General features: G+C 66.3%; 29 protein-coding genes. 6 read left to right on the top strand and 23 right to left on the bottom strand.

All coding sequences use genetic code 11. From position 1 onward, the window contains the following. Positions 1-3 precede the first annotated feature (3 nt). The gene (locus AB2M62_RS14750) at positions 4-264 is read left to right on the top strand and encodes a hypothetical protein (protein WP_404339966.1); all 261 of its coding nucleotides are present in this window, start codon (positions 4-6) and stop codon (positions 262-264) included. Here AB2M62_RS14750 and AB2M62_RS14745 read toward each other — a convergent pair. The 5 genes from AB2M62_RS14745 to AB2M62_RS14725 form a co-directional block, all read right to left on the bottom strand. Continuing rightward, positions 249-929, bottom strand: coding sequence for a tRNA (guanine(46)-N(7))-methyltransferase TrmB (locus AB2M62_RS14745; RefSeq protein WP_404334927.1), 681 nt, complete (start codon positions 927-929; stop codon positions 249-251). The genes AB2M62_RS14750 and AB2M62_RS14745 overlap by 16 nt on opposite strands. Positions 930-967: 38 nt before the next feature. After that, positions 968-1,222, bottom strand: a complete 255-nt coding sequence (locus AB2M62_RS14740) for a DUF3060 domain-containing protein (protein ID WP_404334926.1) — start codon at positions 1,220-1,222, stop codon at positions 968-970. A 201-nt stretch (positions 1,223-1,423) separates the two neighbouring features. Beyond that, entirely contained in the window at positions 1,424-2,239 is an 816-nt protein-coding gene (locus AB2M62_RS14735; protein WP_404334924.1) for an EAL domain-containing protein, read from the bottom strand. A 150-nt stretch (positions 2,240-2,389) separates the two neighbouring features. Further along, entirely contained in the window at positions 2,390-2,782 is a 393-nt protein-coding gene (locus AB2M62_RS14730) for an EAL domain-containing protein (protein WP_404339964.1), read from the bottom strand. Further along, the gene (locus AB2M62_RS14725; RefSeq protein WP_404334923.1) at positions 2,782-3,126 is read right to left on the bottom strand and encodes a hypothetical protein; all 345 of its coding nucleotides are present in this window, start codon (positions 3,124-3,126) and stop codon (positions 2,782-2,784) included. Before AB2M62_RS14725 ends, AB2M62_RS14730 begins: the two co-directional genes overlap by 1 nt. Positions 3,127-3,214: 88 nt before the next feature. Between AB2M62_RS14725 and AB2M62_RS14720 the strand changes: the two genes are divergently transcribed. Next, positions 3,215-3,826 carry a phosphatase PAP2 family protein gene (locus AB2M62_RS14720; protein WP_404334921.1) on the top strand — a complete coding sequence of 204 codons (612 nt, stop codon included), beginning with the start codon at positions 3,215-3,217 and terminating at the stop codon, positions 3,824-3,826. An 8-nt stretch (positions 3,827-3,834) separates the two neighbouring features. Here the strand turns inward: AB2M62_RS14720 and AB2M62_RS14715 are convergent, their stop codons facing one another. From AB2M62_RS14715 to lnt, 3 genes are all read right to left on the bottom strand, one after another. Then, positions 3,835-4,596: an EAL domain-containing protein gene (locus tag AB2M62_RS14715; protein ID WP_404334919.1), complete on the bottom strand. Its 762-nt coding sequence runs from the start codon at positions 4,594-4,596 to the stop codon at positions 3,835-3,837. 324 nt (positions 4,597-4,920) lie between these two features. Then, entirely contained in the window at positions 4,921-6,132 is a 1,212-nt protein-coding gene (gene metK, locus AB2M62_RS14710; protein WP_404334917.1) for a methionine adenosyltransferase, read from the bottom strand. A gap of 74 nt (positions 6,133-6,206) precedes the next feature. Then, positions 6,207-7,754 (bottom strand): apolipoprotein N-acyltransferase, encoded by a 1,548-nt coding sequence (gene lnt, locus AB2M62_RS14705; protein WP_404334915.1) that lies wholly within the window; start codon positions 7,752-7,754, stop codon positions 6,207-6,209. Positions 7,755-7,809: 55 nt separating this feature from the next. Between lnt and AB2M62_RS14700 the strand changes: the two genes are divergently transcribed. Both AB2M62_RS14700 and AB2M62_RS14695 read left to right on the top strand, forming a co-directional pair. Then, a complete protein-coding gene (locus tag AB2M62_RS14700; protein WP_404334913.1) occupies positions 7,810-8,229 on the top strand; it encodes a VOC family protein in 420 nt (139 codons plus the stop codon). An 8-nt stretch (positions 8,230-8,237) separates the two neighbouring features. Further along, the gene (locus AB2M62_RS14695) at positions 8,238-8,540 is read left to right on the top strand and encodes a polyhydroxyalkanoic acid system family protein (protein WP_404334911.1); all 303 of its coding nucleotides are present in this window, start codon (positions 8,238-8,240) and stop codon (positions 8,538-8,540) included. On the opposite strand, the gene AB2M62_RS14690 is transcribed toward AB2M62_RS14695, so the two are convergent. The 5 genes from AB2M62_RS14690 to AB2M62_RS14670 all read right to left on the bottom strand — a co-directional run bounded on the left by AB2M62_RS14690 (position 8,541) and on the right by AB2M62_RS14670 (position 13,679). Next, entirely contained in the window at positions 8,541-9,917 is a 1,377-nt protein-coding gene (locus tag AB2M62_RS14690; protein WP_404334909.1) for a PQQ-dependent sugar dehydrogenase, read from the bottom strand. A gap of 2 nt (positions 9,918-9,919) precedes the next feature. Next, a complete protein-coding gene (locus AB2M62_RS14685; protein WP_404334907.1) occupies positions 9,920-10,843 on the bottom strand; it encodes a hemolysin family protein in 924 nt (307 codons plus the stop codon). Between the two features lie 8 nt (positions 10,844-10,851). Then, on the bottom strand, positions 10,852-11,361 hold the full coding sequence (gene ybeY, locus AB2M62_RS14680; protein ID WP_404334905.1) for an rRNA maturation RNase YbeY: 510 nt from the start codon (positions 11,359-11,361) through the stop codon (positions 10,852-10,854). Beyond that, on the bottom strand, positions 11,354-12,379 hold the full coding sequence (locus AB2M62_RS14675; RefSeq protein WP_404334904.1) for a PhoH family protein: 1,026 nt from the start codon (positions 12,377-12,379) through the stop codon (positions 11,354-11,356). Before AB2M62_RS14675 ends, ybeY begins: the two co-directional genes overlap by 8 nt. Positions 12,380-12,617: 238 nt before the next feature. Continuing rightward, positions 12,618-13,679 carry an NAD(P)-dependent alcohol dehydrogenase gene (locus tag AB2M62_RS14670; protein ID WP_404334902.1) on the bottom strand — a complete coding sequence of 354 codons (1,062 nt, stop codon included), beginning with the start codon at positions 13,677-13,679 and terminating at the stop codon, positions 12,618-12,620. Between the two features lie 236 nt (positions 13,680-13,915). Here AB2M62_RS14670 and AB2M62_RS14665 point away from each other — a divergent pair, with 236 nt between their 5' ends. Next, positions 13,916-14,659 (top strand): SDR family NAD(P)-dependent oxidoreductase, encoded by a 744-nt coding sequence (locus tag AB2M62_RS14665; protein WP_404334900.1) that lies wholly within the window; start codon positions 13,916-13,918, stop codon positions 14,657-14,659. 21 nt (positions 14,660-14,680) lie between these two features. Here AB2M62_RS14665 and miaB read toward each other — a convergent pair whose 3' ends face one another. From miaB to AB2M62_RS14615, 10 genes are all read right to left on the bottom strand, one after another. Then, positions 14,681-16,024 carry a tRNA (N6-isopentenyl adenosine(37)-C2)-methylthiotransferase MiaB gene (gene miaB, locus AB2M62_RS14660; protein ID WP_404339962.1) on the bottom strand — a complete coding sequence of 448 codons (1,344 nt, stop codon included), beginning with the start codon at positions 16,022-16,024 and terminating at the stop codon, positions 14,681-14,683. Between the two features lie 74 nt (positions 16,025-16,098). Continuing rightward, positions 16,099-16,419, bottom strand: a complete 321-nt coding sequence (locus tag AB2M62_RS14655; RefSeq protein ID WP_404334899.1) for an RcnB family protein — start codon at positions 16,417-16,419, stop codon at positions 16,099-16,101. A gap of 107 nt (positions 16,420-16,526) precedes the next feature. Continuing rightward, positions 16,527-17,402, bottom strand: coding sequence for a lysophospholipid acyltransferase family protein (locus AB2M62_RS14650; protein WP_404334898.1), 876 nt, complete (start codon positions 17,400-17,402; stop codon positions 16,527-16,529). Further along, positions 17,374-17,796, bottom strand: coding sequence for a Fur family transcriptional regulator (locus AB2M62_RS14645; protein WP_404334896.1), 423 nt, complete (start codon positions 17,794-17,796; stop codon positions 17,374-17,376). Before AB2M62_RS14645 ends, AB2M62_RS14650 begins: the two co-directional genes overlap by 29 nt. Positions 17,797-17,957: 161 nt before the next feature. Next, positions 17,958-18,371, bottom strand: a complete 414-nt coding sequence (locus tag AB2M62_RS14640; protein ID WP_404334894.1) for a MucR family transcriptional regulator — start codon at positions 18,369-18,371, stop codon at positions 17,958-17,960. Positions 18,372-18,478: 107 nt separating this feature from the next. After that, positions 18,479-18,955, bottom strand: a complete 477-nt coding sequence (locus AB2M62_RS14635) for a GNAT family N-acetyltransferase (protein WP_404334892.1) — start codon at positions 18,953-18,955, stop codon at positions 18,479-18,481. Further along, the gene (tsaB, locus tag AB2M62_RS14630; protein ID WP_404334890.1) at positions 18,952-19,542 is read right to left on the bottom strand and encodes a tRNA (adenosine(37)-N6)-threonylcarbamoyltransferase complex dimerization subunit type 1 TsaB; all 591 of its coding nucleotides are present in this window, start codon (positions 19,540-19,542) and stop codon (positions 18,952-18,954) included. Before tsaB ends, AB2M62_RS14635 begins: the two co-directional genes overlap by 4 nt. Before the next feature lie 46 nt (positions 19,543-19,588). Further along, on the bottom strand, positions 19,589-20,182 hold the full coding sequence (locus AB2M62_RS14625) for a malonic semialdehyde reductase (RefSeq protein WP_404334888.1): 594 nt from the start codon (positions 20,180-20,182) through the stop codon (positions 19,589-19,591). 33 nt (positions 20,183-20,215) lie between these two features. Then, positions 20,216-20,791, bottom strand: a complete 576-nt coding sequence (locus AB2M62_RS14620) for a NifU family protein (protein WP_404339960.1) — start codon at positions 20,789-20,791, stop codon at positions 20,216-20,218. A gap of 68 nt (positions 20,792-20,859) precedes the next feature. Then, positions 20,860-21,090, bottom strand: coding sequence for a hypothetical protein (locus tag AB2M62_RS14615; protein WP_404334886.1), 231 nt, complete (start codon positions 21,088-21,090; stop codon positions 20,860-20,862). A 179-nt stretch (positions 21,091-21,269) separates the two neighbouring features. Here AB2M62_RS14615 and AB2M62_RS14610 point away from each other — a divergent pair, with 179 nt between their 5' ends. After that, positions 21,270-24,146: a M16 family metallopeptidase gene (locus AB2M62_RS14610; protein WP_404334884.1), complete on the top strand. Its 2,877-nt coding sequence runs from the start codon at positions 21,270-21,272 to the stop codon at positions 24,144-24,146. Positions 24,147-24,168 lie beyond the last annotated feature (22 nt).

Below are 24,168 nucleotides of genomic sequence, written 5' to 3'. Positions count from 1 at the left end.
CGGATGGCCGATCCGGCACTCGGCGACGCGAGGCGGGAAGAGCTGGTCTCGGAGCTTATGGCGGCCCGGCGTGCAGTCGGGATGGCGCTGCGCGGCGGCGATGCGGAGGCTGAGAACGCGGCGCGCGCCCGCGTCGATGCGGCGAAGCGCGGGCTGGGCGAGCGCGGCGATCCCTGGTGGGACGATGGCGCCCCCGATTTCAATCGACACATGGCGCGCAACACGCCCTATGCCCAATGGTATCGCGATCAAACTCGCAAATAGCGGAAATACCACACCTCATGGCCCAGCCGCCGCGCCTTGCGCTCATAGCGGGTCTCGGGCCAGTCGTCGGGACGGGTAAGGAAATCGGCGGCGGTCTTCGCCTGCCATTCGAAGTCCCGGCGCTGGTTCATGATCATCATCGCCCAGCGGACATAGACCGGATGATCGGTGCCGAGGCGGAACTCGCAACCCGGCTTGAGCTTCGCTGCGATCATGTCGAGCGGGCCATGATTGACCATGCGGCGCTTGGCGTGGCGCGCCTTGCGCCAGGGATCGGGGTGGAGCAGGTACAGCCGATCGAGGCTGGCGTCGGGCAGCCGTTCGAGCACTTCCAGCGCGTCGCCCATGTGCAGGCGGACGTTGGTGAGCTTGTCGTCGCGGATATGGTTGAGCGCCCCGACCACGCCGTTGAGGAACGGCTCGCAGCCGATAAAGCCATGATCGGGCCGCATCGCGGCCTGGCCGGCAAGATGCTCGCCCCCGCCAAAACCGATCTCGAATTCGAGCGGGCGCGAGTTGCCGAACAGGGTTTGCGAATCGAGCGGACCGGTTTCGGGAACGCTGAGCAGCGGCAGCGTTTCTTCGATCAGGGCAGCCTGGCCCTGGCGAAGCTTGTGGCCCTTGGCACGGCCATAGAGTCGGCGGATGGAGATGGGATCGGACACGACGCGCCTGTTAGCGCGCCTGACCGTGTGCGCAACCTCTAGCGCTGGCGCGAAATTCTGTTGCCGGCGCCGACGACGCTGACACGGGGCTTGGCTGCTGCGGGCGCGCGCCAGCGGATCTCATTGTCTGCGCCTTCGACGCGAAGCGTGGAGGAAGCGGCGAAATCGACCGTGATGTGATTGCTCGCGCCGGTCACGGTGAGGCTGGTGATCCGGTGATGATGAGAATGTTGCTGCGCCTTCGATCGTGGCGCCTTTTCCACCGCAATCGAGTTCGGAGGTCTCTGCGGCACCGCTGAATTCGGTCTGTGCCTGAGCGGGGGTTGCCGCGGCCATCGCCGTCAGGGTCACGACCAGGAAGGCCGCCAACCACAGGTTCCGCATCCACACTCTCCCCTCATTACGCTTGCGCAAGGATACGCGATGGAGAGTCTGGTTCCGCGAAAAATCGGCAGGGTGTTCGCGTGATGCGGAAACTTGAGCGTCGCGAGAAGTCAGACCGCCAACGCCATTCCGGCAGGCGCCTCGCTGCGCGACGGCATGGTGCGCTGGTGGTGGGCGAGGCGGCGATGAGTGGCGGCAATGGTGCGCGGCTCGCGACGCAGCAGATGCGGCTGGCTGGGCATCAGGCCCGCGTCGATCTGAAAGTGGCGCACGCCCATCTGGGTGAGCACGGCGTGCTCGCCGCGGCTCTCGGCGCCGCGCGCGATCACGGTAACGCCCATGTTGCGGGCGAGGCGCATCACGCTCTCGGCGATCAGCCGGCGCGAGGCGCTGGCGTCGATATTACGGACCAGCGACGGGTCGAGCTTGACGAAGCGGGGAGTGAAGCGGGCGAGCAGCTTGAGCGCATTGGGGCCGGCGCCGAAGCAATCGAGCGCGACCGAAATGCCGCGCGTGGTGCAGGCTTCGGCCAGCGCGGCGGCGCAATCATGGTCACCGCGTTCGTCGGCGCTGATCTCGATCACCAGCCGGTCGGTGGACAGGCCGTGCTGGAGCGCGGTGCGGAACAGATGGGTGAGCATCCCGTCGACCATGCCCGCGCCGGCGCCGAGCGGCAGCGCCAGCAGCGCGTCGGTATCGCCGAGACCCGCGTCCATCGCTGCGGCGATCGACTGGGTGATCCGCGCCGCTTCCAGCGCCGGGCGGGCTTCGGGAGCGAGGCTCGCCGCGATTGCGGCGAAGCTGCGGCCGCAGCGTCCGATGGCCACGGCCTGCCAGGCAAAAGGCTGCCCGGCGTCGGCGGCGATCATCGGCTGGAAGCCGATGCGAAACTCGAAAGTGGCGGCAGTGGCGGACGGGTTAAACATGAGATGCTCCCTCTGTTGAGAGCTAAATATTGGTTAACGATATCGCTGCCCACTCCGGGCGTTGCCGCATTGGGTTCGCCACAAAAGGGATTCTACGGTGCTTGCGAACGCCGCCGAATCGAGTCCGCGGCAGGATCACGAGTCGTTTGCTCAGGCGGGTTGCGAAATCGCCGGGGGAACGAGCGCCCCCATCGCGGGGTGACCGACATAATAGCCCTGCATATAGCGGACGCCGAGCGCACGAAGCTTGTCGAAATCGGCGCGCGACTCGACGCCCTCGGCAACGAGCTTGATCGCGAGGCGTTGCGCGCGGGGCACCAGATCCTCGACCACCATCCGGCGCGACCAGCTTCTGGCAAGGCCGCGGACGATGTCGGGATCGAGCTTGATCATGTCGGGGGTGAAGCGCGAGAGCAGGCCAAGTCCGGCATCGCCCGATCCGAAATCGTCGAACGCCGTCGCCATGCCGAGCTGGCGATAGGCCTTGATGACATCGGCCATCTGGACCGCGTCGAGCCGGTCGTGCTCGCTGAACTCGAAGATCAGCCGCTCGGGGGAAACCCCCAGTCGCGCGCCGCGCGCAGCGTGCGCTGGCAGTCTTCCAGCGGGGCCGTGATCACATCGGGCATGAAGTTGATCGCCAGCCTTGCCCCGGTGGCCACGATCCCCGCGCGCACCGCCTGCTCGATCGCGGCGACGCGGCATTGCTGGTCGAAGGCATAGCGCGTCTCAGGGGTGACCTGTGCGAGCATCTCGGCCGCGGTCTCGCCATCGGGCCCGCGGACCAAAGCCTCATAGGCATAGGCCCGCCCGCTCAGCGTATCCAGGATCGGCTGGAATGCCATGCGGACATGGAATTGCGGCTCGGCGTGCAGGTGCTCGGTCATAGTCCCCTCTGCCTTCATCATAGACGCAGCGTTGCCGGGGAGTCGGGATCGCGCAGAACCTTTACGGCGGGCCGTCGGTTATTGCGGCATGGCAAAGAAGAAGCTCAAGACTCCGAAAGCGGCCAAGCGCGCGAGCAAGGCCGAGCGCGCCGACGCTGCGATCGCCAAGGCGGCGGCGAAATATCGCAAGAAGCGGCTGGTGCGCATTGCCGGAGTGATCGGCGATCTGGCCGATCAGCCGCCCTTGCTGCTCGGCGCCGCCGCAACGATCGTTGCGGGTGCGGTGCTGCGCAAGCCGCGCTTGGTCCGCGCCGGCGCGCGGATGCTGGCGAGCGAGCTTGCCGCCACTGGAATGAAGGCGTTGGCCAAGCGCTTCATAGCGCGCACCCGGCCGGGCAAGATGCTCAAGGACGGGCGCTACAAGCTCGATACCGACGCCGATGGCGAGCACTATGACGGGCCGTGGAACAGCTTTCCGTCGGGGCATAGCGCAGGTGCGCTCGCGGTGAGTCGCGCGCTGTCGCGCGAATATCCCGGTGCCTTGCCGGTCGCAGCGTTGGCCGCGGGGATCGCGGCTCTCGTCCAGCTGCCGCGCGGTGCGCATTTCCCCAGCGACATCGCGGCGGGCGCGGCGATCGGCGTCGCTTCCGAAGCGCTGGTCAATAAAGGCGCGGCGCTGGCGAAGCAGCAGATCGCCTGAGTCGCGGATTAGGCGGCGCGGCGGAGCGTCGCCTCTGGAAGTGCGCCGATCTGCGGCGAGGCGACGCGTTCGCCCTGGATCATGTGGATGCCGAAGCCCGGCAGCCGCTGGAACACCGCATCGGTGTCGACGCCGGTGGCGATCACCTTGAGCCCGAGGCTGCGCAGCTTGGGTGTCAGCGATTCGAGCGTGATCCGGCGCGACCAGCTGCTTACGATGCCGCCGACGAGCTCGGGTTCGAGCTTGACCGCGTACGGCGCATAGCGGCCGCAGGTGCCGAGCCATTCCTGATCGGGGCCCAGCCCGTCGAACAGGGTCAGGCAGCCCTGCTTGCCATAGACATGGACGATCTCGGCGAGCTGCGGGCCGGAAAGCTGGTGATAGCCATGGAGCGAGAAGATCAGCCGCTCCGGAATCAGGCCGCAGCCGCGCGCGGCGTTGATCGCGGGCTGGATATGCTCGAGCGGATTTCCGATCGCGGGCGCATGCGAGGGGATGCACAGCCGCGCACCGCCATTGCCGAGCCCGGCGCGCATCGCCAATCGTACCGCGGCAACCGCGGCGCGGCGATCGGCGTCGGCGCGCGCTTCGGGTGCCAGCTCGGCGATGAGCGTGTCGAAGTTTTCGCCGTTGGGTCCGCGAAGCTGGGCTTCATACGCCCAGACGCGGCCGGCCGCGGTGTCCGCGATCGGCTGGAATGCGATCTTCACGCCCGATTCGGGCGCCGGGTTTGGCGCGCCGTCAGGTGATGGAGAGGTGGCCGAATCCATGCGTCTTCCCGAGTCCCTTTCAGGATGATCTAGTGAAGAACTGCGGTTACCGGCAGCTTAACACAGGCTTCCGCAAATTCCAATTCTGCGGTCACTGGCGAATGAGATTGGCGCAGTCTTTTGAACGGCTTCCAGCCTGTTCGGGGCGCGGCAGACGATCGCTCCAGGGATAGGTCAGCGTGGCGTCGGGCAGGTTGAGGCTAATTTGATAGCCGCCTTGTTCATAAGATGGGGAATACGCCGATCGTGCAACTTGCGAAAGCAAGCACGCATGAAAAAGGGCCGGAGGATCGCTCCTCCGGCCCTTTTCGACTTCAGCGATGATCAGGCCAGGGCGGCCTTGAGATCGTCGACCAGGTCGGTCTTTTCCCAGGGGAAGAAGTCGCCCTCGGCCTTGCGGCCGAAATGCCCATAGGCGGCGGTCTTCTGATAGATCGGCTTGTTGAGGCCCAGATGCGTGCGGATGCCGCGCGGGGTGAGGCCGCCCAGCTTCGCGATGCCCTGGATCGCTTCCTCGATCTTGTCGTCGCCGACGGTGCCAGTGCCGTGCGTGTCGACATAGAGCGACAGCGGCTTCGACACGCCGATGGCATAGGCGAGCTGGATCGTCACGCGCTGGGCGAGGCCAGCGGCGACGATGTTCTTCGCCAGATAGCGGGTGATGTACGCCGCCGAGCGATCGACCTTGGTCGGGTCCTTGCCCGAAAAGGCGCCGCCGCCGTGCGGGCTTGCGCCGCCATAGGTGTCGACGATGATCTTGCGGCCAGTCAGGCCGGCATCGCCGTCAGGGCCGCCGATCTCGAACGAGCCGGTCGGGTTGATGTGATAGACGGTCTCGTCGCTGAGCAGCTCGGCGGGGATCACGTCGGCGACCACGGACTTCACATAGGCGTGAAGCTCGGCTTCCTTGTCGCCTTCGTCATAGCCCTTGCCGTGCTGGGTCGACACGACGATCGCCGTCGCCGCAACCGGCTTGCTGCCCTCGTAGCGCAGCGTGACCTGGCTCTTGGCGTCGGGCTCCAGGAACGGCGCCTTGCCCGAATGACGGTCGGCCGCCATCTGCTCGAGGATCTTGTGGCTGTAATAGAGCGTCGCCGGCATCAGGTCGGGCGTGTCGTTGGCGGCATAGCCAAACATGATGCCCTGGTCGCCCGCGCCTTCGTCCTTGTTGCCCGAAGCATCGACGCCCTGGGCGATGTGCGCGGACTGCGGATGCAGGTTGTTCTCGAAGCGGAAGCTTTCCCAGTGGAAGCCGTCCTGCTCATAGCCGATGCGCTTGACCGTCGCGCGGACGGTGGCCTCGACCTCTTCCTTGACGCCGGGCGCCCAGTTGCCGGCCTCGTCCATGATCCCCTTGCCGCGGATTTCGCCGGCAAGAACCACGAGCTGGGTGGTGGTGAGCGTCTCGCAGGCGATGCGCGCCTCCGGATCCTTCGAGAGGAACAGATCGACGATGGCGTCGGAAATCTGGTCGGCGACCTTGTCGGGATGGCCTTCCGAGACCGATTCAGACGTGAAGAGATAGCTGGAACGCATGGTTTTCCTCGAGCAGTGGGAAGTACAGCCGGGCCGTTGCCATGCCCATATAAAGCTTTCCTTATATGTGGGCCCTAGCGGGCCGCGCGCCGGAACGCAATCGCGAACAAACACAGTAGTCCGGCGACGATCAGGGCAAGCCAGTTACCCAGCCGTGCAAACAGCGTCGGCGGCAGCGGTCGGGGGAGGCGCAGTTCGATCGCGCCTTCCTGGCCGTGCGGGATCGTCTCGAGCAGGCGCCCCTTGGCGTCGACTACCGCCGAGATGCCGTTGGGCGTGGCGCGGAGCAGCGGCAGGCCCTCCTCGATTGCCCGCAGCCGCGCCTGGGCGAGATGCTGGGGTGGGCCCCAGGGACCGAACCAGGCGTCGTTCGACGGATTGAACAGGAAGGCGGGGCGATGCCGGGGATCGACGACCTGCCCCGAGAAGATGATCTCGTAGCAAATCTGGATACCGGCATCGCCGAAGCCCGGCACGGGAAGCGCGCGGGGGCCGGGGCCGGAGGCGAAGTCGATATCGCCCATCACCAGCCGCGCGAGGCCGAGCGGCTCGAGCAGCGGACGCATCGGCAGATATTCGCCATAGGGCACCAGATGCGCCTTGTCGTAGCGCCCGCCGAGCATCCCGGCCGAATCGAGCTGCCATACCGAATTGCCGGCGCCGCTGAGACGACCATTGCGCCCGAAGAACAGCGCGGTGCCACCGATCAGCGCGTGATCCTTGGGGCCGAGGACCGTCGCGATCCGCGCGCGCACCCAGCGGGGGTCGCCGCGATCGTAGAAGCGCCGATCGGGATAGCCGTCCTCGATATAATAATTGACCATGCCCTCGGGCCAGACGACGAGCCGCGGCACCGCGCCGGGCTGGCCGCTCCACTGGACCAGCTTGGCGAGGACGCGCGCGGGATACTCCGGCGCGTCGACGCCTTCCTGGCCGATATTGGGCTGGACGATGCGGACATGCGGCTGGCGGCTGTCATCGGGCGCCCGGCCCGGGCCGATCAGCGCGAGGCCGGCGATGATGACGGCGTTAGCGAAGGCCGGGAGATAGTGGCGCTGCGCGGCGAGAAAGATCGTGCCCGCCGCGACGATCGTCAGACCCGACAGCGCATAGGTGCCGATCCAGGCGGCAAGCTGCGCGACGCCGAGCACCGGCACCCAGATAACGCCGAGCGGATTCCACGGATAGCCGGTGAACAGCGTGGCGCGCAGCCATTCGGAGACGATCCACGCGGCCGCGGCGATGAGAACGAAGGCGAGATCGGGACCGCGCCTGCCTGTGCGGCTGCGGACAGCCCGCGAGAAGCGCCAGGCGAGTCCCATCGCCAGAGCGGGATAGATCGCCAGATACAGCGCCAGCGCGACGACGGCGAAATAGCCGAGCGCCGGCGGCATCTTGTCCTGATAGTCGAAGGCGTGCTGGATCCAGTTGTTGCCCAGCGTGAAATGGCCGAGCCCGAACAGCCAGCCGCGCGCGAGCACGGACTTGAGACTCGGGGCATCGTGCGCCAGCCACAGCAAGGCGGCCACCGCCAGCAACGTGACCAGCCACCATTGCAGCGGGGCGAAACCGGTAGCGGAGAGCGCTCCGGCGATGAGGGCGGTGAGCAGGGGGCGGCGCATGTGCAGCCCTCCTAACGATCCTCCCCCTGGGCGAAAGATCGGTTAGAGAAGCGGCATGACGCTTCGCCCCTTCCATCTGGCCTTTCCGGTCCACGATCTCGATGCCGCCCGCAGCTTTTACGGCGGCGTGCTCGGCTGCCCGGAGGGGCGCTCGTCCGATCACTGGATCGATTTCGACCTTTTCGGTCACCAGATCGTCGCGCATCTCGATCCCGCGGCAAGGCCCGTCGCCGGCTCCAATGCCGTCGATGGACACGACGTCCCGGTGCCGCATTTCGGCGTAGTGCTGACGATGTCCGACTGGGAGGCGCTGGCCGCGCGGGTTCAGGCGGCAGGGATCGGCTTCGGCATCGCGCCGCATGTCCGGTTCCAGGGTCAGGTCGGCGAGCAGGCGACGATGTTCTTTCGCGATCCCAGTGGCAACGCCCTCGAGTTCAAGGCGTTTGCCGACGATGCAATGCTGTTTGCGAGTTGAGACCCACCATGGCTGACCCTGTTACCGTCGATATCCCCCACAAGCTGGGCCGCGAGGGTGCCCGCACCCGCATTGCCGGCGGCGTCGGCAAGCTCGCCGACCTGTTCCCCGGCGGCGGCCAGGTCGAGCAGCGTTGGGACGGCGACACGCTGCACTTCACGGTGAGCGCGATGGGTCAGAGCGTCGCCAGCCGGCTCGACGTGCTCGACGACAAGGTTCACGCCGAGGTCCATTTGCCGCCGATGCTCGCGCTGTTTGCCAGCAAGGTCCGCGACAAGGTCATCGAAAAGACGACCAAGCTGCTCAAATAGCTACTTCGCCGCGGCGCTCACGCGCCAGATCCGATTGCCGACATCGTCGGCGACCAGCAGCGCGCCGGTCGCATCGGTGATCACGCCCACCGGGCGGCCGTGGGTCGTCTTGCCGCCTGGCGCCAGGAAGCCGGTGAGCAGGTCGACCGGCTTGGCATTGCGCACCGGGAAGCCATTGTCGGCGAAGGGCACATAGACGACCTTGTAGCCCGAGAGCGGCTGGCGGTTCCACGAGCCGTGCAGCCCGACGAACGCGCCGTTGGCGAACTTGCCGCCGAGCTTGGCATCGGTGGCGAAGGCGAGGCCGAGCGGGGCGACGTGCGCACCGAGCGCGAAATCGGGGCGGCGAGTATATTCGCGCAGATCGGGCCGCTCAGGCGTGACGCGCTTGTCGACATAGCCGGCCCAGTAATTCCACGGCCAGCCATAAAAGGCGCCGAGATCGACCTGGGTGAGATAGTCGGGCGGCATGTCCGATCCGAGCATGTCGCGCTCGTTGACCACGGCCCAGAGCGCGCCGCTATGCGGCTCGAAGCCCATCCCGTTCACATTGCGCAGGCCCCAGGCGAAGACGCGCGCCGACTTGTTGTCCGGGAAGACCTGGAGGATCGCGGCGCGGGCACCGCGCGCGCCGTTGGCGGGCGATCCACCGTCATAAATGCTGCCCTCGGCGTCGAGCCCGTTCTCGGCGATGTTCGACGAGGAGCCGACGCTGACATAGAGGCTCTTGCCGTCGGGCGCGGCGACGACGTTGCGCGCCCAGTGATTGCCGCCGCCGGCCAGCGGATAGATCATTTCGGGCTTGGCGGTGATCCTGGTCTCGCCGACCTTGAAGGGATAGCGGACCAGCGCATCGGTATTGGCGACGTAGAGCCATTCGCCGACCAGCGCCATGCCGGTGGGCGAGTTCAGCCCGCTGAGCAGCGCCGAGCGCTGGTCGGCGACGCCGTCGCCATTGGTATCGCGCAGCAGCGTGATGCGGTTGGGCGAGGGCACGTCGGCACCGGCCTTGCCCAGCAGCAGACCCATCACCCAGCCGGTGATCCCGCCGCCCTTGCGCGGGGGCGAATTGGTCTCTGCGACGAGAATGTCGCCATTGGGCAGGCGATAGAGCCAGCGAGGATGTTCGAGCGTGTCGGCGAACGCGGCGACTTGCAGCCCGGACGCCGCAATCGGCTTCTCGCCGTTCGCCCAGCCGACCGGCTTGGCGATCCCGGTGGTGGGGATATCCTGAACGCGGGCCTCGCTGAGTTGGGGCACCCGGCCGGTCACGGCGATCTCGCTGAGCTTGGCGGTGTCGGGCTGGCCGAGCCAGAACCACACGCCGACGCCGGCAACCACGAGGATGCCGAGGACGATCAGGATACGCTTGAGCATGGTTATTCCTCAGCCTCGGCGAGCTTCTTGGGCGGATGAAGGCGCAGGCGATTGACCTTGCGCGGATCGGCATCGATCACTTCGAGCATCCAGCCGCTGGGATGCGCCAGGCATTCGCCCGGCGCGGGGACATGGCCCGCAAGCACGAAGGCCAGCCCGCCGATCGTGTCGACATCTTCCTCGACGTCGCCCAGCCGCGAGTTGATCGTCTCGGCGACGTCCTCGAGCTCGGCGCGGGCATCGGCTTCCCAGCCGCCCCCGTCTATCGGCACGAGCAGCGCGGTCGGCGCCTCGTCATGCTCGTCCTCGATTTCGCCGACGATTTCCTCGATCAGATCCTCGATCGTGATCAGGCCTTCGGTGCCCGAATATTCGTCGACGACGATCGCGAGATGGGTGCGGCTCGAGCGCATTTGCGCGAGCAGATCGAGCGCGCCCATCGACTGGGGGACATAGACCGGCTGGCGGATCAGCCCGACGATGCTCGCCGGGTGCGGCGCGCCGGTCGCCAGGATCGCGAACACGTCCTTGATGTGGACCATGCCGATGACGGTATCGAGTTCTTCGCGATAGACCGGCAGGCGGCTGTGCCCCGCCTCGGCGAACAAGGCGACGAGATCGGCGAAGCTGGTCGCCTCGTCCACCGCGATGATGTCCGCCCGCGGCACGCCCATGTCGCCCGCGTCGCGCTCGCCGAAATGGAGCAGGTTCTTGAGCATCTGGCGCTCGATCGGCGCGAGGTCGCCCGCAGGCGCCCGGCGACCGCCGCCGTCATGCTCGTCGATCGCCTCTTCCAGACGGTCGCGCAGGGTTTCTTCCTGGTCGTCTCCGAACAGCAGCGTGCGGATTCCCCGCCATATGCCGCCGCCTTCGTGATGGGTCTCATGGGTGCCGGTACTATGTCCGGTACTGGGGCCCTCGGGCATGTTGGTCGTCAGTCCTCGCGAACGGGATAGGGGTCGTGCAGGCCAAGCTGGCGGAGCGCGGCGCGCTCCATTTCTTCCATCACCTCGGCCTCGGCGTCCTCCAAGTGGTCATAGCCTAGCAGATGGAGCACCCCGTGGACAATCAGGTGGCTGGCATGATCCTCCACCGCGATGCCGCGCTCCTCCGCCTCGACCGCGCAGACGCCGTGCGCGAGGACGATGTCGCCGAGCAGAACTTCGCCATCGTCGCTATTCTGGGTGACCGTATCGAGCAGGTCGGGCTGGATCATCGGGAAGGACAGGACATTGGTCGGCTTGTCCTTGTCGCGATATTGCCGGTTGAGCGTATGGACTTCGTCGTCGCTCGTCAGCCGCACCGCAACTTCGATTGCGGTCGGCGAACCGGCCCATTCGGCATAGGGGGTCTGGGCAAGCGCCGCCTCGGCGGCACGCGTCGCCAGGGCATCCCAATCCGCTTCGGCCCATGGTGCTTCGCGAAGCGCAGCGACGTCAAGCATCGTCGCCCTCATAAGCTTGCACGATCCGGCCGACGATCGGGTGGCGGACGACGTCATGGGCAGTGAAGCGGCTGATCGCGATGCCTTCGATGCCTTCGAGCCGCGCTACGGCGTCGTTGAGGCCCGAGGCGGCGGGGCCGCCGGGCAAATCGACTTGCTTGGGATCGCCGCAGATCACCATCCGGCTGTTCGCGCCGAAACGGGTGAGGAACATCTTCATCTGCGCGGGCGTGGTGTTTTGCGCCTCGTCGAGGATCACGAACGCCTCGGCCAGGGTGCGGCCGCGCATGAAGGCGATCGGCGCGATCTCGATCTCGCCCGATGCGATGCGCCGCTCGACCTGCTCGGCGGGCAGGCAATCATAGAGCGCGTCGTAGATCGGGCGCAGATAAGGATCGACCTTCTCCTTCATGTCGCCGGGCAGGAAGCCCAATCGCTCGCCGGCCTCGACCGCGGGGCGCGACAGGATCAGCCGCTGCACGGTGCCGGTGATCAGCTGCGCGACGGCCTGCGCCACGGCGAGATAGGTCTTGCCGGTGCCCGCCGGCCCGAGCGCAAAGATCATGTCGTTCGAGACGAGCTCACGCATGTAATGCGTCTGCGCCACCGAACGCGGCACGATCGTTTTCTTGCGCGTGCGGATCATGATCGGCGGAGCGCCGCCGCCGCTCCCCGTGCCGCCGTCGCCATGGCTTTCGGCGCGCACGATGCCGGTGAGCGTCGGTTCGCTCGACATCGCGATCACCGCGTCGATCAGCCCGGTGTCGATATCCTCGCCGCGGATGACACGGCTGTGGAGTTCCTGGAGCACTTCGCGGGCATGCGCGACCGTTTCGGCCGAACCCTCGATCACCACGCGCTGGCCGCGGGCATGGATATAGACGCCCAGCCGCTCCTCAAGCGCGAGGATGTTCGAATCATATTCGCCGAAGAGCTGCGGCAGGAGCTGGGGCTTGTCGAACGTCACCTCGACCCGGGAGCGTTCACCGGATTGGGCGGGTACGGGCTTGCGGCTCATGCGGCTCCTTCAATTTGGGGGCTTAGTCTGACTCGGTTTGCGGAAACGCGGCGCATCACGCCTGCAGAGGCGAAACTGGATCGGAAAAGAGTGGTTCCGGCGGGCATGAGTCGTGCCGGAGGATGGCAGACCCGGGACGGTTGGGACAGAGGCTAGAACATGCCGCTGCCGATAATTCGTGCATGTGGCAGCATCGCTACAGCGCGGTCCCCGCCCGGAGCCGAGGACCGCGGGGAGGTCATGCCTTGAGCGAGGCCATGTCGATGACGAAGCGATATTTGACGTCGCTCTTCACCATCCGCTCGTACGCGCCGTCGATTTCCTGAATGTCGATCATCTCGATGTCCGAGACGATGCCGTGGTCCCGGCAGAAATCGAGCATCTCCTGCGTCTCGGCGATCCCGCCGATCAGCGAGCCGGCCAGCGCGCGGCGGCGGAAGACCAGCGTGCCGACGTCGAGCGCCGGATGCGGCTCCTCGGGCACGCCGACCAGCGTCATCGTCCCGTCGCGCTTGAGCAAAGCGAGAAACGGATTAAGGTCGTGGCTCGCCGCCACCGTGTTGAGGATGAAGTCGAAGCTGCCGGCATGTGCCGCCATGGCGTCGGCATCCTTCGACACGATCAGCTCGGTTGCGCCCAGCCGCTTGGCGTCTTCGCGCTTGCTCGGCGAAGTCGAGAAGACATGGACCTCGGCGCCCATCGCCGCGGCGATCTTGACGCCCATATGGCCCAGCCCGCCGAGACCGACGATGCCGACCTTCTGGCCGGGGCCTACTTTCCAGTGCTTGAGCGGCGAATAGGTGGTGATGCCGGCGCAGAGCAGCGGCGCGACCGCGGCGAGATCCTTCTCGTCATGGCCGACCTTGAGCACGAAATCGCGATCGACGACGATATGGTCCGCATAGCCGCCAAAGGTGTGGCCGCCGAGATGCTTGTCGGGGCCATTATAGGTGCCGACGAATCCGGTCTTCTCGCAATATTGCTCCTCGCCCGCATCGCAGGACGGGCAATCCTTGCAGCTATCGACCATGCAGCCGACGCCGGCGATGTCGCCCACGGCGAAATCGGTGACGTCGCTGCCGACGGCCGTCACCCGTCCGACGATCTCATGGCCGGGGACGCACGGATAGAGCGTGCCGCCCCATTCGCTGCGAGCAGTGTGGAGGTCGGAGTGGCAGACGCCGCAGAACAGGATGTCGATCGCGACGTCGCGGGGCCCCGGATCGCGGCGCTGGAAGTCGAAGGGTGCAAGCGGGTTTTCCGCGTCGAACGCGGCATAGGCTTTGGCTTGGGTGGGCATGGGGCTTCCCTGATCTCTTGGAAATGCGCTCGGACGGCGCCTCGTTTAGATAGGAGCGCTTCAACAAGTGTCGAGATCGGCCGGGGCACGCTACAATAAAAATTACGGACACTGGTGGCGCTCCGGAAACCCTGTGTTTTCGGGCACGGATCGGGCTGTTCGGGCGTACTTGCTTCGGGCCGTTCCGGCAGTGATGCCGCGGTGCGGCTCAAGTTCATACGTGGAAGGACAAGGCAATGACAGATTTCGAAGGCAGGGTGGCGATCGTGACGGGCGCCGCCTCGGGGATTGGCGCAGCGGTGGCGCGCGATCTCGCGGCGCGCGGGGCGAAGCTGGTCATTGCCGATTTCGACGCCGCGCATGCCGGAACGATCGCCAAGGATATCGGCGACGCCGCGCGGCCCTTCCAGCTCGATGTCGCCGATCCCGCGGCGGTGGAAGCGATGGTCGCTTTTGCAGTATCCGAATTCGGCGGGCTGCATCTGGCGGTGAACAATGCCGGCATCGGCGGCGCGCCTGCACCGGTTGCCGACATCCGCCTGGAGGATTGGCGTCGCGTGATCGACGTCGACCTCAACAGCGTGTTCTTTTGCATGAAATATCAGATCCCGGCGATGCTCAAGTCGGGCGGCGGATCGATCGTCAACATGGCCTCGATCCTCGGCGCCGTCGGCTGGGGCGGATCGGCAGCCTATGTCACTTCGAAGCACGCGCTGCTCGGCCTCACCAAGACCGCCGCGATCGACTATGCCGCGCAGGGCATCCGCGTGAACGCCGTCGGCCCGGGTTTCATCTCGACGCCGGCGCTTCAGGAGAACATGACCGACGCGGCGATCGCAGGACTTGCCGAAAAGCATCTTCTCAATCGGCTGGGCACGCCGGAGGAAGTCGCCGCGCTGACCAGCTTCCTGCTTTCTGATCGCGCGAGCTTCATGACCGGCACCTATTATCCGGTCGATGGCGGCTATCTGGCGCGGTGACGCCCACAAGGCGGTGGCGGACTACGCCGCCGCCTTGACCCGTTCGACGCCGGCCAGCGAATTGGGATCGGCGCGGACGATATCGACTTCGATCAAGTCGCCGATCTTCGCGTCGGTCATCAGATGGACCGATTGCAGCCAGGGCGACTTGCCGAGCATCTGGCCGGGCAGCTTGCCCTTGCGCTCGATCAGGACCTCGCAGGTCTTGCCCGCGGTCGCGGCGTTGAACGCGGCCTGGTCGCGGTTGAGATGCGCCTGGAGCCGCTGGAGCCGTTCGTCCATCACCTCGGCGTCAACGAACGCGTCTGTCATCTCGGCGGCCGGAGTGCCGGGGCGCGGGCTGTATTTGAAGCTGAAGCACTGAGAATAACCGACTGCATCGACCAGGCTCAGCGTGTCGGCGAAATCGGCCTCGGTCTCGCCGGGGAAGCCGACGATGAAGTCGCCCGACAGCGCGATGTCGGGGCGCACGGCGCGAACGCGGTCGAGCAGGCGAAGGTACGAATCGCGGGTGTGCGACCGGTTCATCGCCTTGAGGATGCGGTCGCTGCCCGCCTGCACCGGCAAATGGAGGAAGGGCATCAGCTTGCCCACTTCGGCATGGGCGCGGATAAGGCCTTCGCGCATGTCGTTGGGGTGGCTGGTGGTGTAGCGGATGCGGGCGAGGCCCTCGATGCGGTCGAGCGCGGCGATCAGCCCGTGCAGCCCGGTGCCGCTCGCGTCGTCCCAGGCGTTGACGTTCTGCCCGAGCAGGGTGATCTCGCGCGCGCCGGCGTCGACCAGCGCCTTGGCCTCGTCGATGATCGCGTCGAACGGGCGGCTGACTTCGGCGCCGCGCGTATAGGGCACGACGCAGTAGGTGCAGAATTTGTCGCAGCCTTCCTGGACGGTGAGGAAGGCGGACGGGTTCACCTTGCGCCGCGACGGCAGCGCGCCGAACTTGCTCATCGCCGGCATGTCGGTGTCGAGCGTAGCGGCGCCCGCCGCGGCATCGGCCACGAGCTTGGGCAGGTTGTGATAGGCCTGCGGGCCGACGACGACGTCGACCTTCGCGCGGCGGATGATCTCTTCGCCCTCGGCCTGCGCCACGCAGCCGGCAACCGCGATCATCGGCGCAGTACGATCTTGCGCCGCGGCAACCTTCCGCAGCCGGCCGATGTCCGAATAGACCTTGTCGGTGGCGCGTTCGCGAATGTGGCAGGTGTTCAGCACGACGAGATCGGCGGCATTGGCGTCGTCGGTGGCGGTCATGCCCTGCGCGGCCATCAGCTCGCCCATGCGCTCGCCGTCATAGACGTTCATCTGGCAGCCGAACGACTTGACGTGGAAGGTCTTGGGAGTCGGTTTCATGATCGGCGGGGCTATAGCCCCTAGCGGGGAAGGCGTCACCCCGCCGGTAAAGGCGGCCCGACGCGTTGATCGCGCGCCGGGCCGAGCAATCAACGGATCGCGTTCGCGATCACCGAGGCGATCACGCCGCTCGAAATCGCGACGAGCACGGCATCATTGCCCGAGCGCACCCAGTGATAGCCGCGCGGCGGCGTCCGCAGCCCGCGATATTTGCGATAGTCGACCACCGCATAATGGTCGGCGCGCTTGCGATCGAAGCGCTCGCCTTTACGCCAACGGTGGTCATTCTGTGCGGCCCGCGGCGCCTGCCGCGCATGCTGGATGCTCACGCCGGCCGCCTGGGCGGGGGCAAGGGCGAGCGGGGTAGCAGCTAGAATTGTGGCGAGCCCGAAAATGGCGCGTTTACGCATGATATTCTCCATAAGCCGTCTTTCGGCAGCGAAGCGAACCCGCCGCGCACGGCGTTGGTTGCGCAATCGAACCGGCTTATATTGTCGCAAATTGTAACGGTGCGCGGTCAGGGTGCGGGAGCCGGCACCTTGTAGCCGATTGCTTCTTCGGCGAAGCGAAAGGGCCGCAACTCGCGCCCGAGCGCGGCGACCAGCGCCGCCTCGATCCGCTTTCGGCTTTCGGCCGCGATCGCCTTTCGGCCAGGGAAATCGGCGGGGAAAAACGGTTCGAGAAAGTGTACGCGCAGTGCGAAGCTGCCCTTGCGCGCCAGCACCCGCCGCGCGTTGTTGAGCCCGGTCTCCTGGCCGATCCAGCCGATCTCCTCGGCGACCTTGCCATAATCGAGCATCACCGGCTGGACCATCACGCCGGGCGGCGGCGGCTCGAGCACGCGCAGCATCGGCGTCTTGAACGGCAGCAGCGACTGGCCGTCGGTGGTGGTGCCTTCGGGGAAGATCGTGATCGCCCAATTGTCTGCCAGCGCATCGCGCAGCTGGTTGATCTGGTCGGCGACGCCCAGCCGGTTCTCGCGCTTCACATAGACGGTGCGGTTGAGCCCGGCGAGCCAGCCGACCACCGGCGCGGTGCCGATCTCGGCCTTGGCGACGAACGCCGTGCCGCTCGCGCCGCCCAATGCGAGGATGTCGATCCAGCTCAGGTGGTTGGAGGTGTAGAAGACGTCGCGCTTGAGCGGCGTGCCGACTTTGACGACGCGGGCACCGGCGATCCAGGCGGCGTTGCCCAGGAACCAGCGCGGCCAGGGCGAAGGCAGCCGCAGCAGCCGCCACAGATAGTGCATCGGCACATGGCCGATCACGGCAAGCAGCAGCAGCCCGACGCGCGCCCATAGGCGCGCCTGCTCGGCCACGGTCAGCTGCGTGGCCTGTCCCTCGGCGGCCGCCTCGCGGCGCGCCTCAGTTCTTGCGATCGAGCGCGACCCCATAGAGCTCCATGCGGTGGTCGACGAGGCGGAAGCCCAGCCGCTCTGCGATCTGCTTCTGGAGCAGCTCGAGCTCAGGATCGACGAATTCGATGACCTTGCCGCTCTCGACGTCGATCAGGTGATCGTGGTGCGCCTCGGGCGAAGGCTCGTAGCGGGCGCGGCCGTCGCCGAAATCATGGCGATCGAGGATGCCCGCCTCTTCGAACAGGCGAACGGTACGATAGACCGTGGCGATCGAAATGCCGGGATCGATCGACGAGGCGCGCTCATAGACCTTCTCGACATCGGGGTGATCCTCGGCGTCGGAGAGCACGCGCGCAATCACCTTGCGCTGCTCGGTGATACGGAGGCCCTTTTCGTGGCACAGGGCTTCGAGATCGATCTTTCTTGGCATGGGCCCGATGTAACCCTTGTGCTCCCTATCCTGCAAGGGAGCCCGCGCATTGACGGCGATCAAGGGCGGCGGGGCGGAGGCACAAAAGAAAGGCCGGAGGCGAACCCCCGGCCTGTCTGGACTGCTGCCTTGCACGTCTTGTGCTAGGCGGCGATACGCGATCAGCGCTTGCGACGCTTGGTGCCGAGGCCGATCTTCTTGGCCAGGGTGCGGCGCTGCTCCGCATAGTTGGGGGCGACCATCGGATAGTCTGCCGGAAGGTTCCACTTGGCGCGGTACTGCTCCGGGGTCATCTGATAGTGCGTCATCAAGTGACGCTTGAGCATCTTGAGCTTCTTTCCGTCTTCCAGGCAGACGATATAGTCCGGCTTTACAGAAGAGCGAACCGAAACGGCGGGCTCCTGCTTGACTTCAGGTTCGGCAACCGCACGGCCAAGGCCGGTAAGCGCGCCGTGCACGTTCTGAATGAGAAGCGGGAGATCGGAAACAGCAACGCTGTTGTTGCTCACGTGGGCAGCAACAATATCCGCGGTAAGCGTGATGAGCGTTTCCTGAATGTCCGATGAAGCGTCCATGTTTATCCTTTCGACCCATTGACAGACGATTATTTCTATCGTCTGCGGGCGCTATCGGACCATTCCGGACGGGTTGCAAGTCGGGAAACTACAACTCTTGTGGTTTTTTAGGACAGGTTCAACGCGAAAGTATGTGCATCAAAGAGTTGGCCGGTCTTTCCTCTATAATAGGCCGGACGTTCGCCGACTTTATCGAAGCCTTCGCGGCGGTATAGCCGAACCGCATCGTTTCCGGAGCGAACTTCGAGATGGAGTTTCGTAGCGCCGCGGGCGCGGGACTCCGCGACAACTGCGCGCACCAATGCGCCGGCGACACCGCGCCGCCGTGCCGCCGGCCGGGTGGCCAGCAACAGTAATTCGGCTTCGTCCGCGACAAGACGGGCAAGTGCAAACCCCGCATCGACGCCATCCAGGCTGGCGATGACCAGCCATACGCCGGGCAGCGACAGCATTCCCAAGCATTGGGCGCTGGTCCATGCCTCGCCGTAACGGGGATCGAACGCGTCCAGCATGATCTTGCTGACTTCGGAGAGGTCCTGCGATCCGCCTTCGCGCAATTCGGTGAAGTTGAGGGTGGTGCTCATGCCAGTCCGCGCTCCGCCAGGGTCTTGGCATCGGGCGCGCGGCCGTAGATCGGGCGCGGCGGCAGCGTTGCAAAGTCGGACGGCAGCAGCCGGGCGTCGGCAGCAACGGGCAGCGTCTCGTGGAACGTGCGTTCGGGATCGAGCGCCGCAAGATGGCGGACGCCGCTGCCGATCGCGGCGCGGCCTTCGAGCGCGGCAAGCGCCGCCGCCGGTGCTAGCGAGCGCAGTGCGCCGGTCTCGGCGAAAGGCGAGGCAGTGAAAGCCTGCATGAAGACTTCACCGTGCCCGCCTTCAAGGATGACGGCAAGCGCGGTTAGCTCCGGAGCCTGGGCGAAACCCGCCACGGCGAGCAGGGCCAGCGACGAATAGCCGACCACCGGGCATCGCCAGCCGATCCCCAAGCCGATCGCGGCGGCGAGACCGACGCGGACGCCGGTGAAACTGCCGGGGCCGACATCGACGAGGATGCGGTCCGCGCGGCCCTGGTCCGGCAGTTCGGCGATCATCGGTACCAGCCGTTCGGCATGGCCGCGGCCGACGACTTCGTGCGCCTGCGCAACCACCACGCCACCGGCGAGCAGCGCCACCGAGCACGCCGCGGTGGCGGTCTCGATGACGAGCGTCGTTGCGGACTCAGAGGACAGTATTGAACTGCTCGAACTGGGGGCGGGGGAGTCGGTCGAAGATGGTGGAAGGATCGCCATGGCCGATCGTGGAAATGAAGTTGGACTTCACATTCGGCTGGTCGCTGAAAAAGGCTTCGTCAACCTTGGCGTTGTCGAATCCCGACATCGGGCCGGTATCGAACCCCAGCGCGCGTGCCGCCATCAGCAGATAAGCGCCCTGAAGCGACGAATTGCGGAAGGCGTGATCGCGGCGGACCTTGTCGTCGCCGAACCAGTCCTTCGCGGTCGGCGCGTGCGGGAAGAGCCAGGGCAGTTGCTCGTTGAAGGCGAGGTCCATCGCGATGATCACGGTGGCCGGCGCTGCGCGGATCTTGGGGCCGTTGGTCCCGCTGGCGAGATCGGCGAGCTTGTCCTTCGCTGATTGGCTGGTGAGCCAGACGAACCGCGCCGATTGCTGGTTGGCCGAAGTGGGCCCCATCTTCACCAGGTCATAGATGGCGTGGATGTCGGCTTCGGTGACGGGCGCGTCGGTGAAACCGTTATAGCTGCGTGCGGTACGAAAGATCGTATCCAGCCCCGCATCGTCGAGGGGTCGGCCCATGGTCTCTGGTCCTTTTCGATCAGGAGGGCGCCGTTAGATGGCGCGGACTTCGGTCACTTCGGGAACATAATATTTGAGTAGCTGCTCGATGCCGTTCTTCAGCGTCGCGGTCGACGACGGGCAGCCGGAACAGGCGCCCTGCATCTGAAGATAGACCTTGCCCGCATCGAAGCCGCGATAGACGATGTCGCCGCCATCATTGGCGACGGCCGGGCGAATGCGGGTGTCGATCAGCTCGCGGATCTGCGCGACGATGTCGGCATCTTCAGGATTGTCGCCGAAATCGGCGCTCTCCGGCGGAACCGAGAAGGCGGCCGCGCCGCCGGTGCGGAACAGCGGCATGTTGCCGGCGAAATGATCGAGCAGGATGCCCAGCACGTCGGGCTTGAGCCCCGGCCAGTCGACTCCCGGCCCGGCCGTCACCGAGATGAAGTCGCGACCGAAGAATACGCCGGTCACGTCGCCCAGGCCAAACAGGGCGTCGGCAAGCGGCGAGGCCTCGGCCTCTTCGGGCGTCGCGAAGTCGCGCGTGCCCGCATCCATCACCGTGCGTCCGGGGAGGAACTTGAGCGTGGCGGGGTTCGGCGTCGGTTCGGTCTCGATCAACATGCACGCCATGTGGCGCTTGGCCGCGCGCGGATCAAGCGCGGCCGCAGAAACACTAGGTTGCCGCCGCTTTAGTCGGGCTTGTCGTCCTGGTCGCGCGTCGCGTCGGTGACGACCTGATCGTGCCCGCTCTTGTCGCTGAGGAACGCTGCGGCAAACAAGCCGCAGCCGAGCAGGGTTGAAACGAAAACGCCGCCGATCGTCGCGAACACCATCGACGGGTAGAGCGGCCCGAACAGCGAGAGATACCAAAGCGCGCCCAGCACCATCACCACGCCGGCCAGCGCAATCCAAATGAGCATTCGCCTGAAATCCTTGAGGGCGGCTTGGCGGCTCGTCATACTATCCTCGCAAAATCGGGCACGGGGCCCAAAGCCCATGTCGGCCCGAGCGGCCCCAAGTTCAACCTTTGGCGCTTCTGTACATCGGAACGAAAGGCGCGCGCTGGCAAGCGGCAGCGTTCGGCATTAGATGAGGCTTCATGGTTCGTTTCTCGCGGTTCCCGCTCTTCGCCTCCCTCCTCCTCGCCAGTGCCGCTCCGGTCCTTCCGGTGCACGCTCAGACGGCGCCTGCGGCGCCCGCGGCAAGCACGGCGCGGCCGGTCCAGACCGCGGACGATCCCTGGCTCTACAAGGGCAGCGATCTCGTCCATGATGATGCCTGGAAGTTCGGGCGGCTTTCCAACGGCGTGCGCTATGCGGTGCGCAAGAACGGCGTTCCGCCGGGCCAGGTCTCCGTCCGCGTGCGCATCGATGCGGGTTCGCTGATGGAGCAGGACAGCGAGCGCGGGTTCGCGCACCTGATCGAGCATCTGTCGTTCCGCGGTTCGACCTACGTTCCCGACGGCGAATCGAAGCGCATCTGGCAGCGTCTCGGCGTCACCTTCGGGTCGGACAGCAATGCATCGACCACCTTCACTCAGACCGTCTACAAGCTCGACTTGCCCAGCGCGACTCCGGCGGGGCTCGACGAGAGTTTCAAGATCCTTGCCGGCATGATGACCGGACCGGCGATCACCGCACAGGCGCTTACCGCCGAGCGGCCGGTCGTTCTCGCCGAGGCGCGCGAACAGCCGGGCCCGCAAAAGCGGCTCCAGGACGCGATGCTCGATCTGATGTTCGCGGGCCAGCCGCTCGCCAATCGCGAGCCGATCGGGACCACCGAGACGCTGACCGGCGCGACGGCCGAAACCGTCAAGGCCTTCCACGATCGCTGGTATCGCCCCGAACGCGCGACGGTGATCGCGATCGGCGACATCGATCCCGCCCAGCTCGAAGCGCTGGTCGTCAAGCATTTCTCGGATTGGCGCGGCACCGGCCCGGCCCCCGCAACGCCCGATTTCGGAAAGCCCGCGACCGGGCATCCGCTCGCTGCCAGCATCGTCGAGCCCGCGCTCCAGCCGCTGGTGATGATGGCGACGGTGCGCCCCTGGACGGTCTATGCCGATACCGTGATCTTCAACCAGAAGCGGATGATCGATCTCGTCGCGATCCGCATCATGAGCCGCCGCCTCGAATTGCGCGCGCGCTCGGGCGGCAGCTTCCTCGCCGCCGGTGCCGATCTCAGCGACATCGCCCGTTCGGCAAATGTCACCACCGTGCAGGTGCTGCCCTCGGGCGACGATTGGGAAGCGGCGCTGCGCGACGTCCGCGCGATCATCGCCGGCGTTCAGACCACGCCGCCGACCCAGGCCGAGATCGACCGCGAGCTCGCCGAGATCCGCGCGTCGATGGAGCAGCGGATCAACACCGCGCCGGTCGAAGCCGGCGCGTCGATCGGCGACGATCTGGTCCAGGCGGTCGACATCAACGAGACCGTGACCACGCCGCAGGCAAGCTACGACATCTTCAAGGGCGCCGTCGCCGCCAAGATGTTCACCCCCGTGACGGTCCAGGCAGCCGCCAAGCGGGTGTTCGAAGGCGTTGCGGTGCGTGCGCTGGTCAACACCCGCACGCCCGATCCGCAGGCCGTGGCGAAGGTCACCGCCGCGCTGCAGGCCAATGTCGCCGCCGCCAAGAACAAGGCGATCGGCAATGTCAGCTTCGCCCAGCTTCCCAAGCTCGGGGTGCCCGGCAAGGTCGTGTCGCGCGCCATGGCAGTGCCCGGCGCGCAGATCGAGAAGGTCAGCTTCGCGAACGGCGTCAACCTGCTGATGCGCCAGGACTCGTCGGAAGTCGGCAAGGTCTATGTCAATGTCCGCTTCGGCCGCGGGCTGAGCGCGATTCCCGGCGATCGCCAAACCCCGGCCTGGGCCGGCGAGCCCGCGCTGATGGCCAGCGGCATCGGCAAGATCGGCCAGGAGCAGCTCGATGCGCTCACCGGCAACCGCCAGATGGGGCTCGATTTCGGCATAGACGACGATGCCTTCACGCTCGCCGGCCAGACCAACAAGGCCGATCTGCTCGATCAGCTCAAGCTGTTCGCCACCAAGCTCGCGGCGCCGGGCTGGGACCCCAATCCGGTGCTGCGCGCCAAGACCGGCATCCTGTCCAGCTATGCCGGGCTCTCGGCCTCGCCCGACGGCGTGCTCGCGCGCGATCTCGAGCGGCTGTCGCATTCGAACGATCTGCGTTTCGGCATTCCGCCGCGCGAAGCGGTCGAGGCGCTGACCCCGGCAGCGTTCCGCGCGTTCTGGGCGCCTTTGCTCGCCAGCGGCCCGATCGAAATCGAAGTGTTCGGCGACATGGATGCCGATGCGACGATCAAGGCGGTCGGCGAAACCTTCGGCGCCTTGAAGCCGCGCCCGGCCAGCACCCAGCCCGCCATCTCCACGCGCTTCCCCGCGCATGTCGACCAGCCGGTGGTGCGCACGCATAGCGGCAAGGAAGATCAGGCCGCGGCGGCCATCGCCTGGCCCACGGGGGGCGGCAGCGCCGGCATCTCCGAGAGCCGCAAGCTCGACGTGCTCGCGGCAGTGTTCCGCGATCGGCTGATCGACCAGCTGCGCAGCCAGGCCGGCGTCAGCTATTCGCCCAATGTCGCCAGCCAGTGGCCGCTGGGCATGGATGCCGGCGGCAAGCTGATCGCGCTCGGCATGGTCCCGCCCGAAAAGACCGCCTTCTTCTTCGAGCTTGCCCGCGGCATCGCCGCCGATCTCGTCGCCAAGCCGGTCGACGCCGACGAGCTCAACCGCGCGCTGACGCCGCTCAAGCAGATGATCATCCGCCAATCGAGCGGCAACATGTTCTGGATGAAGATGGTCGAGGGCGGCACGATCGATCCGGCGCGTCTCGCCGCGCTGGATACGCTCGCCGCCGATTACGGCCGCGTCACTCCCGCCGACCTGCAGGCGCTCGCCGCCAAATATCTCCAGCCGAGCAAGGACTGGACCTTGGCGGTGGTTCCCGAGAAGAAGTGATGCTTGGCCCCTCCCTCACGGG

Source organism: Sphingomonas sp. MMS12-HWE2-04, from assembly GCF_044881185.1.
In the GTDB taxonomy this organism is placed as follows: domain Bacteria; phylum Pseudomonadota; class Alphaproteobacteria; order Sphingomonadales; family Sphingomonadaceae; genus Sphingomonas.
This window is presented reverse-complemented; position numbering and strand designations above follow the sequence as displayed.